This window comes from Enterobacter sp. 148H3 (assembly GCF_034107425.1).
Classification (GTDB): domain Bacteria; phylum Pseudomonadota; class Gammaproteobacteria; order Enterobacterales; family Enterobacteriaceae; genus Enterobacter; species Enterobacter vonholyi.
Window position 1 is genome coordinate 216,889 of record NZ_JAWNEI010000006.1, and the last position, 18,572, is coordinate 235,460.

The 18,572-nt window shown below is 56.5% G+C and carries 15 protein-coding genes; 5 read left to right on the top strand and 10 right to left on the bottom strand.

All coding sequences use genetic code 11. The annotated features are described in order from the left end of the window. Positions 1–40: 40 nt before the first annotated feature. Complete coding sequence (locus tag USH94_RS11225; protein ID WP_111965557.1) at positions 41–1,270, bottom strand: EAL and HDOD domain-containing protein; 1,230 nt, start codon at positions 1,268–1,270, stop codon at positions 41–43. 237 nt (positions 1,271–1,507) lie between these two features. Between USH94_RS11225 and USH94_RS11230 the strand changes: the two genes are divergently transcribed. Continuing rightward, positions 1,508–3,439, top strand: a complete 1,932-nt coding sequence (locus tag USH94_RS11230; protein WP_111965556.1) for a methyl-accepting chemotaxis protein — start codon at positions 1,508–1,510, stop codon at positions 3,437–3,439. A 45-nt stretch (positions 3,440–3,484) separates the two neighbouring features. Here the strand turns inward: USH94_RS11230 and cobB are convergent, their stop codons facing one another. From cobB to lolC, 5 genes are read right to left on the bottom strand one after another with little or no spacing between them, the layout of a single operon-like run. Further along, positions 3,485–4,306 carry a Sir2 family NAD+-dependent deacetylase gene (gene cobB / locus USH94_RS11235; RefSeq protein ID WP_021240739.1) on the bottom strand — a complete coding sequence of 274 codons (822 nt, stop codon included), beginning with the start codon at positions 4,304–4,306 and terminating at the stop codon, positions 3,485–3,487. A 14-nt stretch (positions 4,307–4,320) separates the two neighbouring features. After that, on the bottom strand, positions 4,321–5,232 hold the full coding sequence (gene nagK / locus USH94_RS11240) for an N-acetylglucosamine kinase (protein WP_111965555.1): 912 nt from the start codon (positions 5,230–5,232) through the stop codon (positions 4,321–4,323). Between the two features lie 53 nt (positions 5,233–5,285). Next, a complete protein-coding gene (gene lolE, locus USH94_RS11245) occupies positions 5,286–6,530 on the bottom strand; it encodes a lipoprotein-releasing ABC transporter permease subunit LolE (protein ID WP_111965554.1) in 1,245 nt (414 codons plus the stop codon). Beyond that, positions 6,530–7,231: a lipoprotein-releasing ABC transporter ATP-binding protein LolD gene (gene lolD / locus USH94_RS11250; protein ID WP_111965553.1), complete on the bottom strand. Its 702-nt coding sequence runs from the start codon at positions 7,229–7,231 to the stop codon at positions 6,530–6,532. Before lolD ends, lolE begins: the two co-directional genes overlap by 1 nt. Further along, on the bottom strand, positions 7,224–8,423 hold the full coding sequence (gene lolC / locus USH94_RS11255) for a lipoprotein-releasing ABC transporter permease subunit LolC (RefSeq protein ID WP_024908607.1): 1,200 nt from the start codon (positions 8,421–8,423) through the stop codon (positions 7,224–7,226). Before lolC ends, lolD begins: the two co-directional genes overlap by 8 nt. A 256-nt stretch (positions 8,424–8,679) precedes the next feature. On the opposite strand from lolC, the gene USH94_RS11260 reads away from it, so the two are divergent. The 3 genes from USH94_RS11260 (at position 8,680) to ldtC (ending at position 14,462) form a co-directional block, all read left to right on the top strand. Beyond that, entirely contained in the window at positions 8,680–9,753 is a 1,074-nt protein-coding gene (locus tag USH94_RS11260; RefSeq protein WP_111965552.1) for an acyltransferase family protein, read from the top strand. Between the two features lie 149 nt (positions 9,754–9,902). Next, complete coding sequence (mfd, locus tag USH94_RS11265; RefSeq protein WP_111965551.1) at positions 9,903–13,349, top strand: transcription-repair coupling factor; 3,447 nt, start codon at positions 9,903–9,905, stop codon at positions 13,347–13,349. Positions 13,350–13,496: 147 nt separating this feature from the next. Then, positions 13,497–14,462 (top strand): L,D-transpeptidase LdtC, encoded by a 966-nt coding sequence (gene ldtC, locus USH94_RS11270; RefSeq protein WP_111965550.1) that lies wholly within the window; start codon positions 13,497–13,499, stop codon positions 14,460–14,462. 75 nt (positions 14,463–14,537) lie between these two features. On the opposite strand, the gene bhsA is transcribed toward ldtC, so the two are convergent. Next, a complete protein-coding gene (gene bhsA, locus USH94_RS11275) occupies positions 14,538–14,795 on the bottom strand; it encodes a multiple stress resistance protein BhsA (RefSeq protein WP_008500777.1) in 258 nt (85 codons plus the stop codon). 244 nt (positions 14,796–15,039) lie between these two features. Between bhsA and USH94_RS11280 the strand changes: the two genes are divergently transcribed. Then, entirely contained in the window at positions 15,040–15,675 is a 636-nt protein-coding gene (locus USH94_RS11280) for a TetR/AcrR family transcriptional regulator (protein WP_024909039.1), read from the top strand. A 59-nt stretch (positions 15,676–15,734) separates the two neighbouring features. Here USH94_RS11280 and USH94_RS11285 read toward each other — a convergent pair whose 3' ends face one another. The 3 genes from USH94_RS11285 to ycfP all read right to left on the bottom strand — a co-directional run bounded on the left by USH94_RS11285 (position 15,735) and on the right by ycfP (position 18,552). Continuing rightward, complete coding sequence (locus USH94_RS11285) at positions 15,735–16,274, bottom strand: glycine zipper 2TM domain-containing protein (RefSeq protein ID WP_008500779.1); 540 nt, start codon at positions 16,272–16,274, stop codon at positions 15,735–15,737. A gap of 192 nt (positions 16,275–16,466) precedes the next feature. Next, positions 16,467–17,771: an NAD(P)/FAD-dependent oxidoreductase gene (locus tag USH94_RS11290; RefSeq protein ID WP_111965549.1), complete on the bottom strand. Its 1,305-nt coding sequence runs from the start codon at positions 17,769–17,771 to the stop codon at positions 16,467–16,469. A gap of 238 nt (positions 17,772–18,009) precedes the next feature. Next, a complete protein-coding gene (gene ycfP, locus USH94_RS11295; RefSeq protein WP_008500781.1) occupies positions 18,010–18,552 on the bottom strand; it encodes an alpha/beta hydrolase YcfP in 543 nt (180 codons plus the stop codon). Between the last annotated feature and the right edge of the window lie 20 nt (positions 18,553–18,572).

Here is an 18,572-nt window from a genome sequence, read left to right on the forward strand (position 1 = left end):
CGCGTTCTTCCTCACGCCGCGTGTACGGCGTGAGGAAGGATTAACTGACCGCATTCTCTCCTGCCCAGATCGTCGCCTTTCGCATCGCCTCTACCACTTCTTCATCCGACAGACCCAGCCTCTGACGTACTCTGGTCGCTTCGTCCCACTGCTGCTGTTCATAGTAACGGCAAAGGTTGATCATATCGGCTAACCGTCCCTCCTGATGACAAAGCGCGTTGCTCACGCTCTGCGGGACCGCAATTTGCTTCATCAACTCTGCCATCGGCAGCTCAAGGAGGGCATCCAGCAGAGAAAACAGGCCGCACATGAACGCATTTTCAGCCAGTATCGGTTCGTTCATCGTCTCTGCGATCAGCTCGCAGAACTTGCCGCGCATCATGCTCAGCGGATAAAGCTCGCTGACGGTATCATTGCCCGCACTGGCGAGGACCACGACGGCAACAAACCGTCGGAGCTGATTTTCGCCAAGATACCTGAGCACCTCGCTCAGGGTTAACTTGCTGAAATTACAGGCGCCGACATGCTTAAACGCCGTATGCTTCATATAGCGCATGATTTTATAAGAGAGCGTAAGATCGGTTTTTATCAACGACTCGATAATTCGAAAATCAGGCTTATTGCGTCCGACCTCCATTTGCAGTCGAAAAATCGCCAGCTGATTTTGCGACAGCCGTTTATATTTAATGACCTCCGGGCGGCAGAAAAAATAGCCCTGAAAAAGGGAAAACCCCTCGTCCCTGTATTGGTTGAATTCCTCTTTAGTCTCAATTTTTTCAGCGAGATATTTAATATGACCGGTCAGATGTTTACGCGTTTTCAGATACTGTTTAATTTGCGCTAAGGTGTAATTTCTGACGTCAAATTTCAGTATTGAAATATAGGGTAAAAAAGCATCCCATTCTGGTGCAAGGGTGAAATCATCAAGCGCAAACTGATAACCATGCGCATTCATCTCCCTGACGGCCTGCAGCAGTTCCGCTCCCGGCACAGCATCTTCAAGGATCTCAATGACCACGCTCTCTTTATCCAGCGCTTCTCCACTGCGGTCTATGACCATTCGCGAAGGGAAATTAATAAACGACGTATGTGCCCCGGCGATGCGCTGGGACGGCACGCATAAAAACTGATCGGATATCATTCTGGAGGTGGCATATTCCGCCGACACATCCGGAAAACGGTTTGTCATCCCGTCTCTGAAGAGCAGCTCATAGGCCACCGTCTTCATCTCAGGGTTAAAAATGGGTTGTCGCGCAATAAATCCGTACATATCCCATCCTCCTTTACCACTTAATATTTATTAGCATCCTCTTTCTACACGATGATAACGAGCATTATCGAGCGCTATTTTGATTGAATGCACAAAATAAAAGCATCCACACTAATTAACGGGATTAAATATTCTGGAATTTAAATTAAATATATCCGGCGCTCTACAGAAAGAGGATGAAATATCCGATAAGTACTGTGTGCCAGCCCGACATGCACAACATTACGGGAGATGAGAATGAAAGACGCCATGGTCCGAAAACAAAAAATAAGAGTCAAGACGTTGATGCTATTGTCCATTTTCCTCACCGTGACGGTGGGCTTTACGGCAACGATCGGGTTTATGATGTGGCAGTGGATGGCGCAGCAGGAGGTGCTGGCCAAAAAACATATCCGCCAGATAGCCGAGGTACAGGCTTTACAGGTCAGCAAACAGCTGGATTCCGCCCTGACTGCCGCCCGGGATATGGGCAACAGCGCCCTGGCGCTGCGCGAGGCGGGCGTATCCGACCGCCAGAGCCTGAACCAGCTGCTTATCCACTACCTCTCGGCTCACCCACAGTTTCTCTCCATGTCGATGGCCTTTGAGCCCAACGCGTTCGACGATAAAGATGCCGCCTTTGCCGGTCAGAGTGGTGAAGATCCTGCCGGACGCTACGCCCGCTACGTCGACCGCGATGCCACCGGCAAACCGGCATTACACCTGCTGACTGACATCGAAACCCCCGGCAGCGGTGATTATTACCTGCTGCCGAAACAGCGGCATAAAGATGTGATCATCGAGCCCTATATTTACCCCTACAACGGCGTGGACGTGATGCTCACCTCGATTGCCGCACCCATCATGCGTGACGGCCAGTTTCTGGGCTCGGTCACCTCTGACTTCTCCCTCGCCACGCTGCAGTCCACGATCGGCGCGATTAAACCGTGGAACGGCACAGGCTACGCCCTGCTCCTCTCAGCGGGTAATAACGTAGTGTCCAGCCCGGACAAACAGGCGGCAGGCAAGCCATACGCGGGTCAGATTGCCGGTCATGACGTCACCCGGGTAAACGATCCGCTGCTGATGGAAGAGGTGTTCATCACCTGGCAGGACATCGCCGTCGGTAACAGCCAGACGCCGTGGAAGCTGGCCATTATTACTCCGGTTAGCGAAGTGATGGCCGAAGCGCGGGCATTTTTACTGAAAGCCATCATGATGATGATGTTAAGCATCGTTGCGGTCAGCCTGGTGATGGCCCAGATCTTTACCCGCAAGGTTGACCGTCCGGTTGGAGGGGAACCCTCGGAGGCCGCCGGGATCGCCCTGGCCGTTGCCCGGGGAGAGCTGAACAACACCATCCCGGTTCGTTCCGGGGATACCCACAGCATTTTTTATGCCCTGCACACCATGCAGACGCAGCTCAAGCGCATCGTCGACAACATCAGCGAAGCCAGCCACTCCGTGCACGGCGGCACCAGCGAAATTTCGGCGGGCAACCTTGACCTCGCCTCACGAACCGAAGAACAGGCGGCGGCGATTGTTGAAACAGCAGCCAGCATGGAAGAGATTTCGGTCACGGTGAAAAATAATGCCGACAACGCCCACAAGGCGACCACGCTGACCGATCGCGCCGCGAGCCTCGCCGGGCATGGCGAAACGCTGGTAAACGACGTGGTGATGGTGATCGGAGAGATTGACGAGAGCGCGCGTAAGATCGGTGAGATTAACAGCATCGTCGACGGCATCGCCTTCCAGACCAATATCCTGGCGCTGAATGCGGCCGTTGAAGCGGCGCGCGCGGGCGAACAGGGGCGCGGTTTCGCAGTGGTCGCAGGTGAAGTGCGCAACCTGGCCCAGCGAAGCGCCAACGCGGCAAAAGAGATCTCTCAGCTGATTGCCGAGTCCTCAGGCCGCGTCAGCAAAGGCGTCGAGCTGGTCAATGAAACCGGCGTAATGATGAAACAGGTGATTGAGGCGGTGTCGCACGTGCATCTGGTCATCAACGACATTGTTCAGGCGCTGGACGAGCAGAACCGCGGGATAAGCCAGGTCAGTACCGCCGTTAACCAGATGGACAGCACCACCCAGCAGAACGCCTCTCTGGTTCAGCAGATCTCCGCTGCGGCGCTCTCGCTGGATGAGCAGGCTAAATCGCTGGAGAAGACGCTGGCGTTCTTCCATTCATAAATAAAAAGGCACCCGCCCGGCGGGTGCCTTTTCAGGCGATTGCCGTTACAGCCCTTTCAGCAGCTTGTCGACAAACTCCGGGACGACCGTGCTTGCCAGGCCATAGTGTTTCTCTTCAAACTCGCTGCCCACCTGGCTTGGCTCAAGGTTGAGCTCTACCGTATGCGCACCGTGCAGACGCGCTTCGTGGACAAACCCTGCCGCAGGGTAAACGTGGCCGGATGTTCCGATGGCGATAAACACGTCGGCCATCGCCAGCGCGCTGTAGATCTCATCCATTCCCAGCGGCATTTCGCCAAACCAGACCACGTGAGGACGCAGGCGCGACGGGAACTGGCAGCAGTGGCACTTATCCTCTGGCAGCACGTCCTCTTTCCAGTCCAGCACCTGACCGCTCCAGGCGCAGCGAACCTTGAGCAGCTCGCCGTGCATGTGGATGATGTTCTTGTTACCGGCCCGTTCGTGGAGATTGTCGATATTCTGCGTCACCAGCAGAAAACGATCGCCCAGCGCCTCTTCCAGCTTTGCCAGCGCCAGATGCGCCGCATTCGGTGCGACGTCAGGCTGCTGAAGCTGACGACGGCGTGCGTTGTAAAACGCCTGCACGAGATCCGGGTCGCGGGCAAAGCCTTCCGGCGTGGCGACATCCTCCACGCGGTGCTCTTCCCACAGTCCGTCCGCCGCGCGGAAGGTTCGAATTCCTGACTCGGCCGAGATCCCCGCTCCGGTCAGCACCACCACTCTGGGTTTATCCATCGCTTCTGGCATCATTCTGTCTCTGAAAAAGATCCGCTGGCGCAAGCGCTCACGCAAGCGGCGTTTGTTTTTGCGAAAACGGCTGAGTCGACCCTGGCGACGCGACAGCATAGAAACCTCGTAAACTAATCGGTGAGATGAAGGAATGCGGCTCCGCGCATGCCTCCTGCGTCCCCGTGTCGCGCGCGTTCAATACGCGGCACGCGGGCAACCGGCAATAAATGTCGGGGCAAACGCCCGGACAACCGTTCCGTAATCGCGGTAAAGTTTGAAAGCCCTCCCCCGATCACCAGCAGATCCGGGTCGACGATGGTGAGAATATTTCCCAGACACACCGCCAGCAGATCCAGATAGCGCTCGACGTGCTCACGCGCCTGCGCATCCCCTTGCTCCCACAGGGTAATGATTTGAGGGGCCTCAAGTTTCTGATGATAGAAGTGTTCGTAAAGCCATGCAAACCCGCGGCCTGACAGGTAGTTCTCAATACAGCCGTGCTGCCCACAGCCGCAGCGTGTCAGCGGGAAATCACGCCCCACCACTTCCAGCGCGTCCACCGGCAGGCGGATATGGCCAAACTCGCCGGTAATGTAGCTGCGGCCGGTGATGGGCTTACCGTTGATGATGATTCCTCCGCCGACGCCGGTACCGAGGATCAGCCCCATCACCAGCGGGTAGCGACGAAACTCATCATCCCAGGCTTCAGAGAGCGCGAAGCAGTTGGCATCGTTGTCTAAACGCACGTCGCGTTCAAGGAGAGCAGAGAGATCGGCACGCAGCGGTTTACCGCTGGCGGCAGGCACGTTGGCCGCGTACAGCGTGCCGTCGTCGGTTTCGGGCATGCCCGGAATACCAATGCCGACGCTGCCTTTGACCCCAAAGCGTTCATCCGCCTGAGCCACCAGCGCGGCAATGGCGGTTAAAAATTCGTCATAACTTTCGCGCGGCGTGGGAACGCGGGTTTCCCACTGCAGTTTGAGGTTTTTATCAAACACGCCGAGCGCAATCTTGGTGCCGCCAATATCAAATCCGTAATACATAACGCATTCCTCTTTTAACCTGGCGGCCCGAAAGCCGCTAGATCATGACGTAATTACTGGCCACTTAATACCCTCGCCGGATCAATTCGGCTTGCGCGACGCGCCGGATACCAGCTTGCCAGCAGACTCAGTAAAAGTGCTGTAAGCAGCACATAAAAAACATCCAGCCAGTGCAGTTCAGACGGCAGGAAGTCAATAAAATAGATGTCACCCGACAGGAACTGGTGGCCAATAAGCTTTTCAATCCCGTTTATAATCGGCGTCAGCTGCAGGGAAACCACCACGCCAATCACTACGCCGCACAGGCTGCCAAACAGCCCTGCCAGCAAACCGTACCAGACGAAGATGGCGCGAATAAGACCGTCTTTCGCCCCCAGCGTACGCAGCACGGCGATGTCGCCGCTCTTGTCCTTGACCGCCATCACCAGCGTCGAAACGATATTAAAGCACGCCACGCCAATCACCAGCACCATCGCCAGATACATGATGGCGCGGATCATCTGGATATCACGGTACATATACCCGTAAGTGCCGATCCAGCTTTTGATGTAGACATAGTTATTGGTCACGCTGCCCGCGTCACGCACCAGTTTGTTGGCGTTAAAGACGTCGTTCACCTTGATGGCAATGCCCGTCACGCTGTCGCCCATGTCGAGATACTGCCGCGCATCCTCCATCGGCACCATCGCAAAGCTGTGGTCAAGCTGACCGCTCAGCTGAAGAATACCGGTAACGTGCAGGCGCACGCGTTTTGGCTGCTGCAGTTTGTGGTCGGTGCTGGCGTTCGGGATCATGATTGACACCCAGTCGCCCTGCTTCACCTTCAGAGCATCGGCAACGCCTTTACCCATGATGATCTGCTGCTCGCCAGCTTTAAAGTTGGCCCAAGCGCCGTTCTGCACATAGTTCGGCAGCGCGCTGAGACGCGCTTCCTGTGCCGGGTTGACCCCTTTCACCTGAATGGCGCGCAGGTTTACCCCGCTTTCCACCAGCCCGGTAAAGTTAATGTAGGGCGCGGCCGCGGCGATGCCTGGCACTTTTTCAACTTTGGCGAGCGCATCGCTCCAGTTCGTCCACGGCTGGTTAACCGGCTCGATCTCCCCGTGCGGCACCACCGCCAGAATGCGGTTATTCAGCTCGCGCTCGAAGCCGTTCATGGCGCTTAAGCCCACAATCAGCACCGCCACACCCAGCGCAATACCGATGGTCGAGATAACGGAGATCAGCGACACCATGCCGCCGCGACGGCGGCCGCGGCTAAAACGTAAACCGATGAGTAACGATAACGGTGACGCCATTACTCTGCTCCCATCAGGGTCAGTTCCGCGTTCAGAAGGCCGTCGCGCATTTCAAGCTGACGCCCCATACGTTTTGCCAGCTGCAGATCGTGGGTTACGACCAGAAACGCGGTGCCCTGCGAGGCGTTCAGCTCGCCCAGAAGCTGGAAAATACTGTCCGCATTGCGCGCGTCCAGGTTCCCGGTGGGCTCATCCGCCAGCACCAGACGCGGGTTGTTGACCAGCGCACGGGCAATCGCCACGCGCTGGCGCTCGCCGCCGGAGAGCTCCGACGGACGGTGGTTACCGCGATGACCCAGCCCTACCGCCTTCAGCATGTCGCTGGCGCGAGCGTTAATCTCTGCCGGTTTCTTTTTGCCAATCAGCAGCGGCATCGCGACGTTTTCCAGCGCCGTGAAGTCCGGCAGCAGATGGTGGAACTGGTAGATAAAGCCCAGCTCGCGGTTGCGCAGCTCGGCCTTCGCCGCCGAGGACATTTTGCTCATCGGCTGGCCGGAGAAAATCACGTCGCCGTTGGTTGGCGTATCCAGCCCGCCCAGCAGATGCAGCAGCGTACTTTTGCCCGAGCCGGAGCTGCCGACAATCGCCATCATCTCGCCTTCGCCCACGCTGAAGCTCACATTGTGCAGCACGTCGGTTTGCACAGTGCCTTCCTGATAGCGTTTGGACAGGTTGTCGCATTGCAACAGGATCTTATTCATAACGTAAAGCCTCAGCGGGTTGAGTGGCGGCGGCGCGCCAGGAAGGATAAAGCGTAGAAAGCAGCGCAATGGCCATCGCGGCCAGCGCAATACCGACCACCTGCAGCGGCTCGATAGCCACCGGCAGCGCCGCGCCGTCGAGCAGCGCGCCGATGATCGGCATTAAATTGTTAAGCTGGCTGGCAAGCAGCGCCCCCAGCACCGCCCCGAGCAGCGCGCCGATGATACCGGCGCTGGCGCCCTGCACCATAAACACGGCCATGATCTGGCGCGGCGTCAGCCCCTGGGTTTGCAGGATAGCAACCTCGCCCTGCTTCTCCATTACCATCAGACCCAGCGAGGTGATGATGTTAAATGCCGCCACGGCGACGATCAGGCTCAGCAGCAGCCCCATCATGTTTTTCTCCATCCGCACGGCCTGGAACAGCTCGCCTTTACGCTCGCGCCAGTCCTGCCATTTGGTGCCGTCCGGCAGTTTTTGCTGGCTGAGAGTATCGACCTTCAGCGGCGCGTCGAGCCACAGTCGCCAGCCGGTGATATTTCCTGCCGGGTAGCGCATCAGGCGTGACGCGTCCTGAATGTTAACCAGCATCTGGTAGCCATCGACTTCGCTGTTGGCAGCAAAAGTACCAATCACGTTAAACAGACGCTGGCTTGGCAGGCGCCCCATCGGCGTAAACTGGCTGGCAGAAGGGACCATTACGCGCAGCTGATCGCCACGGTTGACGCCAAGCTGTCCGGCAAGCTGCTCGCCCAGAATCACGTTGTATTTCCCGGCTTCCAGGTCGGTCTGCTTCACGTTAACGAGATACGGCGTCAGCGGATCGTTTTGCGCCGGGTCGATACCCAGCATCACGCCGACCGCCACGCTGCGGGCGCTTTGCAGCACCACGTCGCCGGTGGTCAACGGCGCTACGCGCGTGACGCCCTGTAACTTCGCCGCGCTTTCCGGCAGCTGCTGCGGGTTAACCGAGCCGTTAGTCGATGAGAGAACGGCCTGCGGCATCAGCCCCAGGATGTTGTTTTGCAGCTCGCGCTCAAAGCCATTCATGACGGAAAGCACCGTCACCAGAGCCATCACGCCAAGCGTAATGCCAATAGTCGATAGCCAGGAGACAAAGCGACCGAAGCGGTCCGCGGCGCGCCCACGCATGTAGCGTAAGCCTATGAAGAGTGCGACAGGTTGATACATGAAGTCCGTCTGTTTGCTGATAGCAGACCCACGAGTATATAAGCGAATCCGTTAAGCGTAAATGACTGAAACCGTAAGCTTTGGTAATCATTTTTCCAAAAAATTCAGACAAATCAGGGTACTAATATCTGAAACCGCATCTCATAACCTCCACCTTTTCCGAAAAACCTCCTGATACAGACTGTTACCCATTACAGCACGGTTTCGTTTAACAACAATTGCTCGTTCGTCTATGGCAATAAGGTAGTTGCGAACAATGAAGCAAAAAGCATTATGGATTAACCAGATAAAAGGGCTGTGTATCTGCCTGGTGGTTATCTATCATTCGGTTATCACGTTTTATCCGCATCTGATCGGGCTGCAACACCCGCTCTCCGGCCTTCTCGCCAAATGCTGGGTCTATTTTAATCTCTATCTTGCCCCCTTCCGTATGCCGGTCTTTTTCTTTATCTCCGGCTATCTGATCCGTCGTTATATTGACGAAGTGGACTGGCGAACCAGTCTCGACAAGCGAATCTGGAGCATTGTCTGGGTGCTGGCGCTGTGGGGGATTCTGCAATGGCAGGCGCTGACCCACCTGAATGCCTGGCTGGCGCCCGATCGCGAGCTTGCCACCTCGTCGAACGCGGCCTACGCCGACTCGCTCTCGGGATTTGTGCAAGGCATGCTCACTGCCAGTACCAGCCTGTGGTATCTGTATGCCCTGGTCGTGTACTTCACGCTGTGTAAACTGCTGAGCCGCTGGAAGCTGCCGATGCTGGGACTGCTGGCGCTGGCAAGCATCGCGATCAACTTCCTGCCGCTACCGTGGTGGGGAATGAACAGCGTGGTCCGCAACATGATCTACTACAGCCTCGGGGCGTGGTATGGCGCGACGCTGATGGCGTGGATGAAAAGCGTCAGCCTGCGCCGCCTCTGGCTGGCAACCGTCGCTTTCGCCGCCGTCTCCGTGGTGCTGTGGTTTGCTAACGTTCCGCTGCTGCTCTCATTGCTGTCGATTGTGCTGATTATGAAGCTATTCTACAGCTTTGAGCAGCGCTATGCCGTTCACCCTGACAACCTGTTGAACGTGATTGGCTCCAATACCATTGCGATTTATACCACCCACCGCATCTTAATTGAGGCCTTCAGCCTGTTCCTGATTGGCGAGATGAATGCCGCTTACTGGCCGGTCTGGGCTGAACTCACCTTAATTCTGGTCTACCCGTTTGCCAGCCTGCTGATCTGTACCCTGGCCGGACTCGGGGTCCGTAAGATCTCCACCGCGCTGTTTGGCGACGTTTTCTTCTCTCCTCCGTCTACGCTGACCCTGTCCCCCTCAACGCGTTAATTCCCTCTCCGCCCCCGCTACGGGGGCGTTTAGCCCTGCCGTGCGGTTACGATTTGCTTATGCAAAACGATCGAGGATAATAAAGACATTGCGTATCAGTGATATGCCCCAATACTGTTGGTATATCCATAAGAGACTCTGACATAGCCATGCCTGAACACTATCGTTATTCCTTGCCTGTCAAAGCGGGCGACCAGCGCCAGCTGGGTGAACTCACGGGCGCGGCGTGCGCCACGCTGGTGGCGGAAATCGCCGAGCGTCATCAAGGGCCGGTGATCCTGGTTGCCCCGGATATGCAAAACGCCCTTCGCCTGCACGATGAAATTCGCCAGTTCACCGATAATCTGGTGTTCAGCCTGGCCGACTGGGAAACGCTGCCCTATGACAGCTTCTCTCCGCACCAGGAGATCATCTCCTCGCGCCTGTCGACGCTCTACCAGCTTCCGACCATGCAGCGCGGCGTGCTGATTGTACCGGTGAACACCCTGATGCAGCGCGTCTGTCCGCACAGCTACCTGCACGGCCACGCGCTGGTGATGAAAAAAGGCCAGCGCCTGTCCCGTGATGCCCTGCGGGCGCAGCTTGACGGGGCCGGCTATCGCCACGTCGATCAGGTCATGGAACACGGGGAATATGCGACCCGCGGCGCGCTGCTCGACCTTTACCCGATGGGCAGCGACCAGCCGTATCGTCTGGACTTCTTTGATGATGAAATCGACAGCCTGCGCGTCTTTGACGCCGACACGCAGCGCACGCTGGAGGAAGTGGAATCCATCAATTTACTGCCCGCGCATGAGTTCCCCACGGACAAAACCGCTATCGAACTGTTCCGCAGCCAGTGGCGCGATAGATTCGAGGTGAAGCGCGACGCGGAACATATTTATCAGCAGGTCAGCAAAGGCACGCTGCCTGCCGGGATCGAATACTGGCAGCCGCTATTCTTTAACGAGCCGCTGCCTGCCCTGTTCAGCTACTTCCCGGCGAATACGCTGATTGTTAACACCGGCGATATCGACGCCAGCGCCAGCCGCTTTGAAAGCGAAACCCGCGCCCGCTTTGAAAACCGGGGCGTTGACCCGATGCGTCCGCTGCTGCCGCCGGAAGCGCTGTGGCTGCGTACCGACGAGCTCAACGCCGAGCTGAAGCGCTGGCCGCGCATGCAGCTGAAAACCGATTCGCTTGCCGACAAGGCTGCCAACACCAACCTCGCCTTCCGGACGCTGCCGGACCTGGCCGTCCAGGCGCAGCAGAAATCCCCGCTGGATAATCTGCGCAAGTTCCTGGAGTCGTTTACCGGCCCGGTGGTGTTCTCCGTTGAGAGTGAAGGCCGCCGCGAAGCTTTGGGTGAGCTGCTGGGACGCATTAAGGTGGCGCCGAAGCGCATCCTGCGCCTGAGCGAAGCGACCGGAAACGGCCGTTACCTGATGATTGGCGCCGCCGAGCACGGTTTTATCGACACGCTCAACAACCTGGCGCTGATTTGCGAAAGCGACCTGCTGGGCGAGCGCGTCGCGCGCCGCCGTCAGGACAGCCGTCGAACCATCAACCCGGACACGCTGATCCGTAACCTGGCCGAGCTGCATCCGGGCCAGCCGATTGTGCACCTGGAGCATGGCGTTGGGCGCTATCAGGGGATGACCACGCTGGAAGCGGGCGGCATTAAAGGTGAATACCTGATGCTGACCTACGCGAACGACGCAAAACTGTATGTCCCGGTGTCGTCCCTGCATCTGATCAGCCGCTACGCGGGCGGTGCCGAAGAGAACGCGCCGCTGCACAAGCTGGGCGGCGATGCCTGGGCGCGCGCGCGCCAGAAGGCCGCGGAAAAAGTGCGCGACGTGGCCGCCGAGCTGCTGGATATCTACGCCCAGCGCGCGGCCAAAGAGGGCTTCGCCTTTAAGCATGATAAGGAACAGTATCAGCTGTTCTGCGACAGCTTCCCGTTTGAAACCACGCCGGATCAGGCTCAGGCTATCAACGCCGTGCTGAGCGACATGTGCCAGCCGCTGGCAATGGACCGCTTAGTTTGCGGCGACGTCGGCTTCGGCAAAACCGAAGTGGCGATGCGCGCAGCCTTCCTTGCGGTGGAAAACAACAAGCAGGTGGCAGTGCTGGTGCCGACCACCCTGCTCGCTCAGCAGCACTTCGACAACTTCCGCGACCGCTTCGCCAACTGGCCGGTACGCATCGAGATGCTGTCGCGTTTTCGCAGCACCAAAGAACAGACGCAGATCCTCGAACAGGCAAGCGAAGGCAAAATCGATATTCTGATCGGCACCCATAAGCTGCTGCAAAGCGACGTGAAGTGGAAAGATCTGGGGCTGCTGATCGTCGACGAAGAGCACCGCTTCGGGGTGCGCCATAAGGAACGCATCAAAGCGATGCGCGCCGACGTCGATATCCTGACCCTGACCGCAACGCCGATCCCGCGAACCCTGAACATGGCGATGAGCGGCATGCGCGATCTGTCAATTATTGCCACGCCGCCGGCGCGCCGTCTGGCGGTGAAAACCTTCGTCCGTGAGTACGATAATCTGGTTGTGCGTGAGGCAATACTGCGTGAAGTGCTGCGCGGGGGTCAGGTCTATTACCTGTACAACGACGTGGAAAACATCCAGAAAGCGGCGGACAGGCTGGCGGAGCTGGTGCCGGAAGCACGTATTGCTATCGGTCACGGGCAGATGCGCGAGCGCGAGCTGGAACGGGTGATGAACGACTTCCACCATCAGCGCTTTAACGTGCTGGTGTGCACCACCATCATCGAAACGGGGATCGACATTCCGACGGCGAACACCATCATTATTGAACGCGCGGATCACTTTGGCCTGGCGCAGCTTCACCAGCTGCGCGGCCGCGTCGGGCGTTCGCACCATCAGGCCTACGCCTGGCTGCTGACGCCGCACCCGAAAGCGATGACCACCGACGCGCAGAAGCGTCTGGAAGCCATCGCCTCGCTGGAAGACCTCGGCGCAGGCTTCGCGCTGGCCACGCACGATCTCGAGATCCGCGGCGCCGGCGAGCTGCTGGGTGAGGACCAGAGCGGCTCCATGGAGACCATCGGCTTCTCGCTCTATATGGAGCTGCTTGAGAACGCGGTTGATGCCCTGAAGGCCGGTCGCGAGCCGTCGCTGGAAGATCTCACCAGCCAGCAGACCGAGGTCGAGCTGCGTATGCCTTCCCTGCTGCCGGACGATTTCATTCCGGACGTGAATACCCGACTGTCGTTCTACAAGCGCATCGCCAGCGCGAAGACGGAAAACGAGCTGGAAGAGATTAAGGTTGAGCTGATCGACCGCTTTGGCCTGCTGCCCGATGCGGCGCGAAATCTGCTGGATATCGCTCGCCTGCGCCAGCAGGCGCAGAAGCTGGGCATTCGCAAACTTGAAGGCAACGAAAAAGGCGGCGTGATTGAGTTCGCCGAGAAGAATCACGTCAACCCGATGTGGCTCATCGGCCTGCTGCAAAAACAGCCGCAGCATTTCCGTCTGGATGGCCCAACGCGTCTGAAATTTACCCAGGAGCTGACGGAGCGCAAAACCCGCATGGACTGGGTGCGTAACTTTATGCGCCAGCTGGAAGAGAACGCGATCGCCTGACCTCCCTTCCCCCGTTAGCCCAGCGCTAACGGGGGACAATTTACAAACTCTTTGCACTTCACCCGATCTTCCCGACACACCCATTCGCCATAATTATCGTTAACGCCTTATAAAACAATAACCTTATCATTTGCATGGATTACGGTGATGATGACCTCTTCGCGTTTTACTCGCTGGTTAACCCTGATTGCGCTGGCAGCCACCGTCGCGGTGGCGCTTCCCGCTCGCGCAAATACCTGGCCCCTTCCTCCGCCCGGCAGCAAGGTGGTGGGTGAAAACCGCTTTCATGTGGTTGAAAATAATGGCGGTTCGCTGGAAGCCATTGCCAAAAAATATAACGTCGGTTTTCTGGCTCTGCTGCAGGCGAACCCCGGCGTCGACCCGTACGTCCCGCGCGCGGGCAGCGTATTGACAATCCCGTTACAGACTATCCTTCCGGACGCCCCGCGCGAGGGGATCGTGATAAACCTGGCGGAGCTACGCCTGTACTATTATCCGCCGGGTAAAAATGAGGTGACCGTCTACCCGATTGGTATTGGTCAGCTGGGCGGCGACACCCTGACGCCGACGATGGTCACCACCGTCTCGGATAAACGCGCGAATCCAACCTGGACCCCGACGGCCAATATTCGTGCCCGTTATAAAGCTCAGGGCATCGATCTTCCGGCCGTGGTGCCAGCAGGCCCGGATAACCCGATGGGTCACCACGCAATCCGTCTGGCGGCCTACGGCGGCGTTTACCTGCTGCACGGAACGAACGCGGACTTTGGCATCGGCATGCGCGTCAGCTCCGGCTGCATTCGTCTGCGCGATGACGATATCAAAACGCTGTTTAACGTCGTTACGCCGGGTACCAAAGTGAATATTATCAATACGCCGATTAAGGTTTCTGAGGAGCCGGGCGGCGTGCGGCTGGTTGAAATTCATCAGCCGCTATCGAAAAACATTGGCGACGATCCGCAGACGCTGCCCATTAACCTGAATGCCGCGATGGTAAGCTTCAAAACGAATGCGAATACCAACAGCGAGGTGATGGAGCGCGCAATGGAGGCCCGCTCAGGCATGCCGACCGATGTCACCCGGCATCACGATGTTGCCCAGCAGTCGATGTAAATCAGAAATAAAAAAACGCCCTGCTCAGCAGGGCGTTTTCTATTGCAGTGGCATAAATGAGGGTTTATGCCCGGCTTATTTGTAGATGACGGCGGTGCCGTGCAGGGTGTTAGGACCGGTCACAGAGGTGATGCGGTAAGATTTTGCGCCCATCTCTTGCGCTTTTTGTGCCAGCTGATCTTCCAGGGAACCCAGGTTAGTACCGGCAGACGCAGAAATGGTCCCGACTTTATGCTGATCGACCGGGGTCGACTGTACCTGTACAGCAGCAAAGCTTGCGAAAGAGAGTGAACTCAGAACAGCGGCAGCGATGAGGGTTTTTACGTTTTTCATGATGTTTACCTTTAGCAGATGAATTTGGAGGTCGTTAATCATTTAGTTAACGATCGATAGGTAAATCATAAATGTGATCCACATCACGCGTCAACACAATTTTATAATGACCATTAACTTAATTTTAAAGTCGTTATTTTTCATACTCATATGATTAATTTATTTTTAAGCATTCAGCGCTGGTGGTGACTTGCGTTTATTTTTATAATGGTCATTCAACAAACCAACAGAGGACCAACGGCACATGACAACCGACGTCACGAGTTGTGCGAAGAAAAGCCGTGGCCGACCAAAAGTGTTTGACAGGGATGCAGCGCTTGATAAGGCCATGACTCTCTTCTGGCAACATGGGTATGAAGCAACCTCGCTTTCCGATCTGGTAGAAGCTACCGGAGCAAAAGCGCCGACGCTGTATGCCGAATTTACCAATAAAGAGGGGCTGTTCAGGGCGGTGCTGGACAGATACATTTCGCGCTTTGCGGCGAAACACGAAGCCCAGCTGTTTTGTGAAGAGAAAAGCGTCGAACAGGCGCTTCGGGATTATTTCACCGCCGTCGCGACCTGCTTCACCAGTAAAGAGACGCCTGCGGGCTGCTTTATGATTAATACCTCTGCCACCCTGGCGGCGTCCTCTAAAGAGATTGCCAATACGGTGAAATCGCGGCATGCCATGCAGGAGGAGACGCTTAGCGCATTTCTGGCTCAGCGCCAGCAGCGCGGTGAAATCCCTGCCCAGTGCAACCCACAGCTGCTGGCGCAATACCTGAGCTGTATTTTGCAGGGGATGTCGATCAGCGCCCGTGAAGGGGCTACGCTGGAAAAACTGCAGAATATAAGCGAAACCACGCTGCGGCTGTGGCCTGAGCTACTGAAAATCTGAAGCAAAAAAAAGCTCCTCAGCCTGAGCGCATGAGGAGCTAAATTCAGAGAACATCTTTTTTACACTTTGTTATTCAGAACCAGCTGGCCATTTCCATCCAGTGGAATTTGCGTGCCCGGGTCTTTATCCATGCGGATTTTGCCCTGCTGATCGCCAATTTTGTACGTCACGTCATAGCCCAGCATTTTTTCCGACTTGTCATAGACGGTTTTGCAGCGCTGCTGAGTCGTGGTGTAGGTATCGTTATCCTGCATCGCGCCCTGCACCTGGTTACCGGCATAGCCGCCACCCAGCGCGCCGACCACGGTCGCCACATCTTTACCCCGGCCGCCGCCGAACTGGTGACCAATCACGCCACCCGCTACCGCGCCCAGAACAGAACCGGCAATGCGGTTTTCATCCTGCACCGGACGACGATGCGTCACGGAGACGTTACGGCACTCCTGACGAGGCGTTTTTACCGTTTCTTTAATCGGTGTAGCAGAAACCACCTGCGCATACTGCGGGCCGCGATCTAATACGTTGAGACTGGCAACGGCAGCCACACCTAACGCAGCCGCGACGCCAATCCCTATACCCGCCAACATTGATTTATTCACGGGACTTCCTCCTTTGTTGCTATTGGTAACAATTTTGCAATGGAGGCACGGCTTCGCCAATCAGATAAAGGATCAAAAAAGGACGTTCAGAGGAGATATATTGTATTTAGGAGAACTCTTAAGCACTCGATCTGTGATCTACAGCATGAAATGCTAAAAACTCCCTCCGGAGAGCCCGGAGGGAGTGAAAGATTAGTGCAGCTTCAGACGCGGACGGATCACGCGGTTGATTCTGCCGACCAGCATCATCAGCCCGGTTTTGAAATAGCCGTGCAGCGCAATCTGGTGCATACGATACAGGGAGATATACACGAAGCGGGCAATGCGCCCTTCTACCATCATCGAGCCGCGCATCAGGTTACCCATCAGGCTGCCGACGGTAGAGAAGTTTGACAGAGACACCAGAGAACCATGGTCTTTGTAGACATAGGCCTTCATTGGCTTGCCTTTGTACTGCGCCAGAATGTTGTGCAGGACCAGGCTTGCCATCTGGTGAGCGGCCTGCGCGCGCGGCGGCACAAATCCACCTTCAGGACGCGCGCAGGAGGCGCAGTCACCGATAGCAAAGATTTCAGGGTCACGCGTGGTTTGCAGCGTTGGCTCGGTTACCAGCTGGTTAATGCGGTTGGTTTCCAGGCCGCCGATATCTTTCATAAAGTCAGGCGCTTTGATGCCGGCCGCCCAGACCATCAGATCCGCTTTGATATACTCGCCGTCTTTGGTGTGCAGGCCGCCTTCGTCGGCGCTGGTCACCAGGGTCTGCGTCAGCACCCGCACGCCCAGCTTGGTGAGTTCATTGTGCGCCGCACCGGAAATACGCGGAGGCAGCGCGGGCAGAATGCGTTCACCGGCTTCGACCAGCGTGACGTTCAGCGCTTCATTCGTTAATCCTTTGTAACCGTAGCTGTGCAGCTGCTTCACCGCATTGTGCAGCTCCGCAGACAGCTCAACGCCCGTCGCACCGCCGCCGACAATGGCGATATTTACCTTACCGTTCGCACCCATATTGCTGGTGTACTTCAGGAACAGGTTCAGCATTTCCTGATGGAAACGACGCGCCTGGTGCGGGTTATCGAGGAAGATACAGTGCTCTTTCACGCCCGGCGTGTTGAAGTCGTTGGAGGTACTGCCGAGCGCCATGACCAGCGTGTCATACGCCAGTTTGCGCTCAGGAACCAGCAGCTCACCTTTTTCATCACGCAGTTCTGCCAGAGTGATGGTTTTGCTTTCACGGTTGATGTCAACCACCGAGCCCAGCTGGAACTGGAAATGGTGGTTGCGCGCGTGCGCCAGATAGCTGAGCGCGTCCACGCCCTCATCCAGAGAGCCGGTCGCCACTTCGTGCAGCAGCGGTTTCCACAGGTGGCTGTGGTTACGATCCACGAGCGTGATTTTGGCTTTTTTACCGCGACCCAGCTTCTTACCCAACTGTGTCGCCAGCTCCAGCCCGCCAGCACCACCGCCTACAATCACTATCTTTTTCAATGGCGTAGTCAACGTGACCCCCTCAAATTATTAACCAATTGTTAATTAAAAGTTATAAAAATAACCCTTAATTAACAACAGGTTACAGCACTGAAACCATTCAGGTGCATTGAGAATACCACGTCAGGCGCATTGGTCATACCAAAATTGATATGCATCAAGTTTTGATGGCTTAAAAGTAGACAATTCTGGTCAAAAAGAAAGCCCGGCACGCTTTCACGGCCGGGCTTCGACGCCTGCAGGTAAGAAATTAACCCAGCGTTTTAAATGCTTTGATACGCTGCAGGTGCGGGGAGATGTTTTTGAACTTGTGGGTCTGTTCTTCGTCCCAGACAATTTCGTAATAATGATGCAGCAGCTCTGCCGCCCGGTGGCTGTTGAGCGCCTCATCGTTACGCGACAGGATCACCAGACAGCGGTCACGGTTTTTCTCACGAAAATTGCTCACGCACTTGGTCGCAATATCGACATACTCTTCCGGGCGGTCAATTTTGCCTTCCATGTTCTCGTTCGGGAACAGGTTAGGATTGAATACCACCTGACGGATGTCGCACAGGAAGCCAATGCGCTCCGCCCAGTAGCCGCCCAGCCCCACGCCGCAGATCAACGGGCGATCGTCGACGTTGAGCTGCAACATCTTGTCCACCTCTTTGAGCAGATGCTGCATATCGTGCTTCGGATGGCGCGTGCTGTAGCTGATCAACCGTACATCCGGATCGATAAACTGCAGCTGCAGCACCTTCTCATGATTACCAGGGCTGTTTGAGTCAAAACCGTGTAAATAGATGATCATCGTCTTCTCACCACGCTACG

Excerpts from the sequence above, each read along its gene's own strand:
- USH94_RS11225 (WP_111965557.1), bottom strand. The coding sequence starts at position 1,270 with ATGTACGGATTTATTGCGCGACAACCCATTTTTAACCCTGAGATGAAG.
- USH94_RS11230 (WP_111965556.1), top strand. The coding sequence starts at position 1,508 with ATGAAAGACGCCATGGTCCGAAAACAAAAAATAAGAGTCAAGACGTTG.
- cobB (WP_021240739.1), bottom strand. The coding sequence starts at position 4,306 with ATGCTGTCGCGTCGCCAGGGTCGACTCAGCCGTTTTCGCAAAAACAAA.
- nagK (WP_111965555.1), bottom strand. The coding sequence starts at position 5,232 with ATGTATTACGGATTTGATATTGGCGGCACCAAGATTGCGCTCGGCGTG.
- lolE (WP_111965554.1), bottom strand. The coding sequence starts at position 6,530 with ATGGCGTCACCGTTATCGTTACTCATCGGTTTACGTTTTAGCCGCGGC.
- lolD (WP_111965553.1), bottom strand. The coding sequence starts at position 7,231 with ATGAATAAGATCCTGTTGCAATGCGACAACCTGTCCAAACGCTATCAG.
- lolC (WP_024908607.1), bottom strand. The coding sequence starts at position 8,423 with ATGTATCAACCTGTCGCACTCTTCATAGGCTTACGCTACATGCGTGGG.
- USH94_RS11260 (WP_111965552.1), top strand. The coding sequence starts at position 8,680 with ATGAAGCAAAAAGCATTATGGATTAACCAGATAAAAGGGCTGTGTATC.
- mfd (WP_111965551.1), top strand. The coding sequence starts at position 9,903 with ATGCCTGAACACTATCGTTATTCCTTGCCTGTCAAAGCGGGCGACCAG.
- ldtC (WP_111965550.1), top strand. The coding sequence starts at position 13,497 with ATGATGACCTCTTCGCGTTTTACTCGCTGGTTAACCCTGATTGCGCTG.
- bhsA (WP_008500777.1), bottom strand. The coding sequence starts at position 14,795 with ATGAAAAACGTAAAAACCCTCATCGCTGCCGCTGTTCTGAGTTCACTC.
- USH94_RS11280 (WP_024909039.1), top strand. The coding sequence starts at position 15,040 with ATGACAACCGACGTCACGAGTTGTGCGAAGAAAAGCCGTGGCCGACCA.
- ycfP (WP_008500781.1), bottom strand. The coding sequence starts at position 18,552 with ATGATCATCTATTTACACGGTTTTGACTCAAACAGCCCTGGTAATCAT.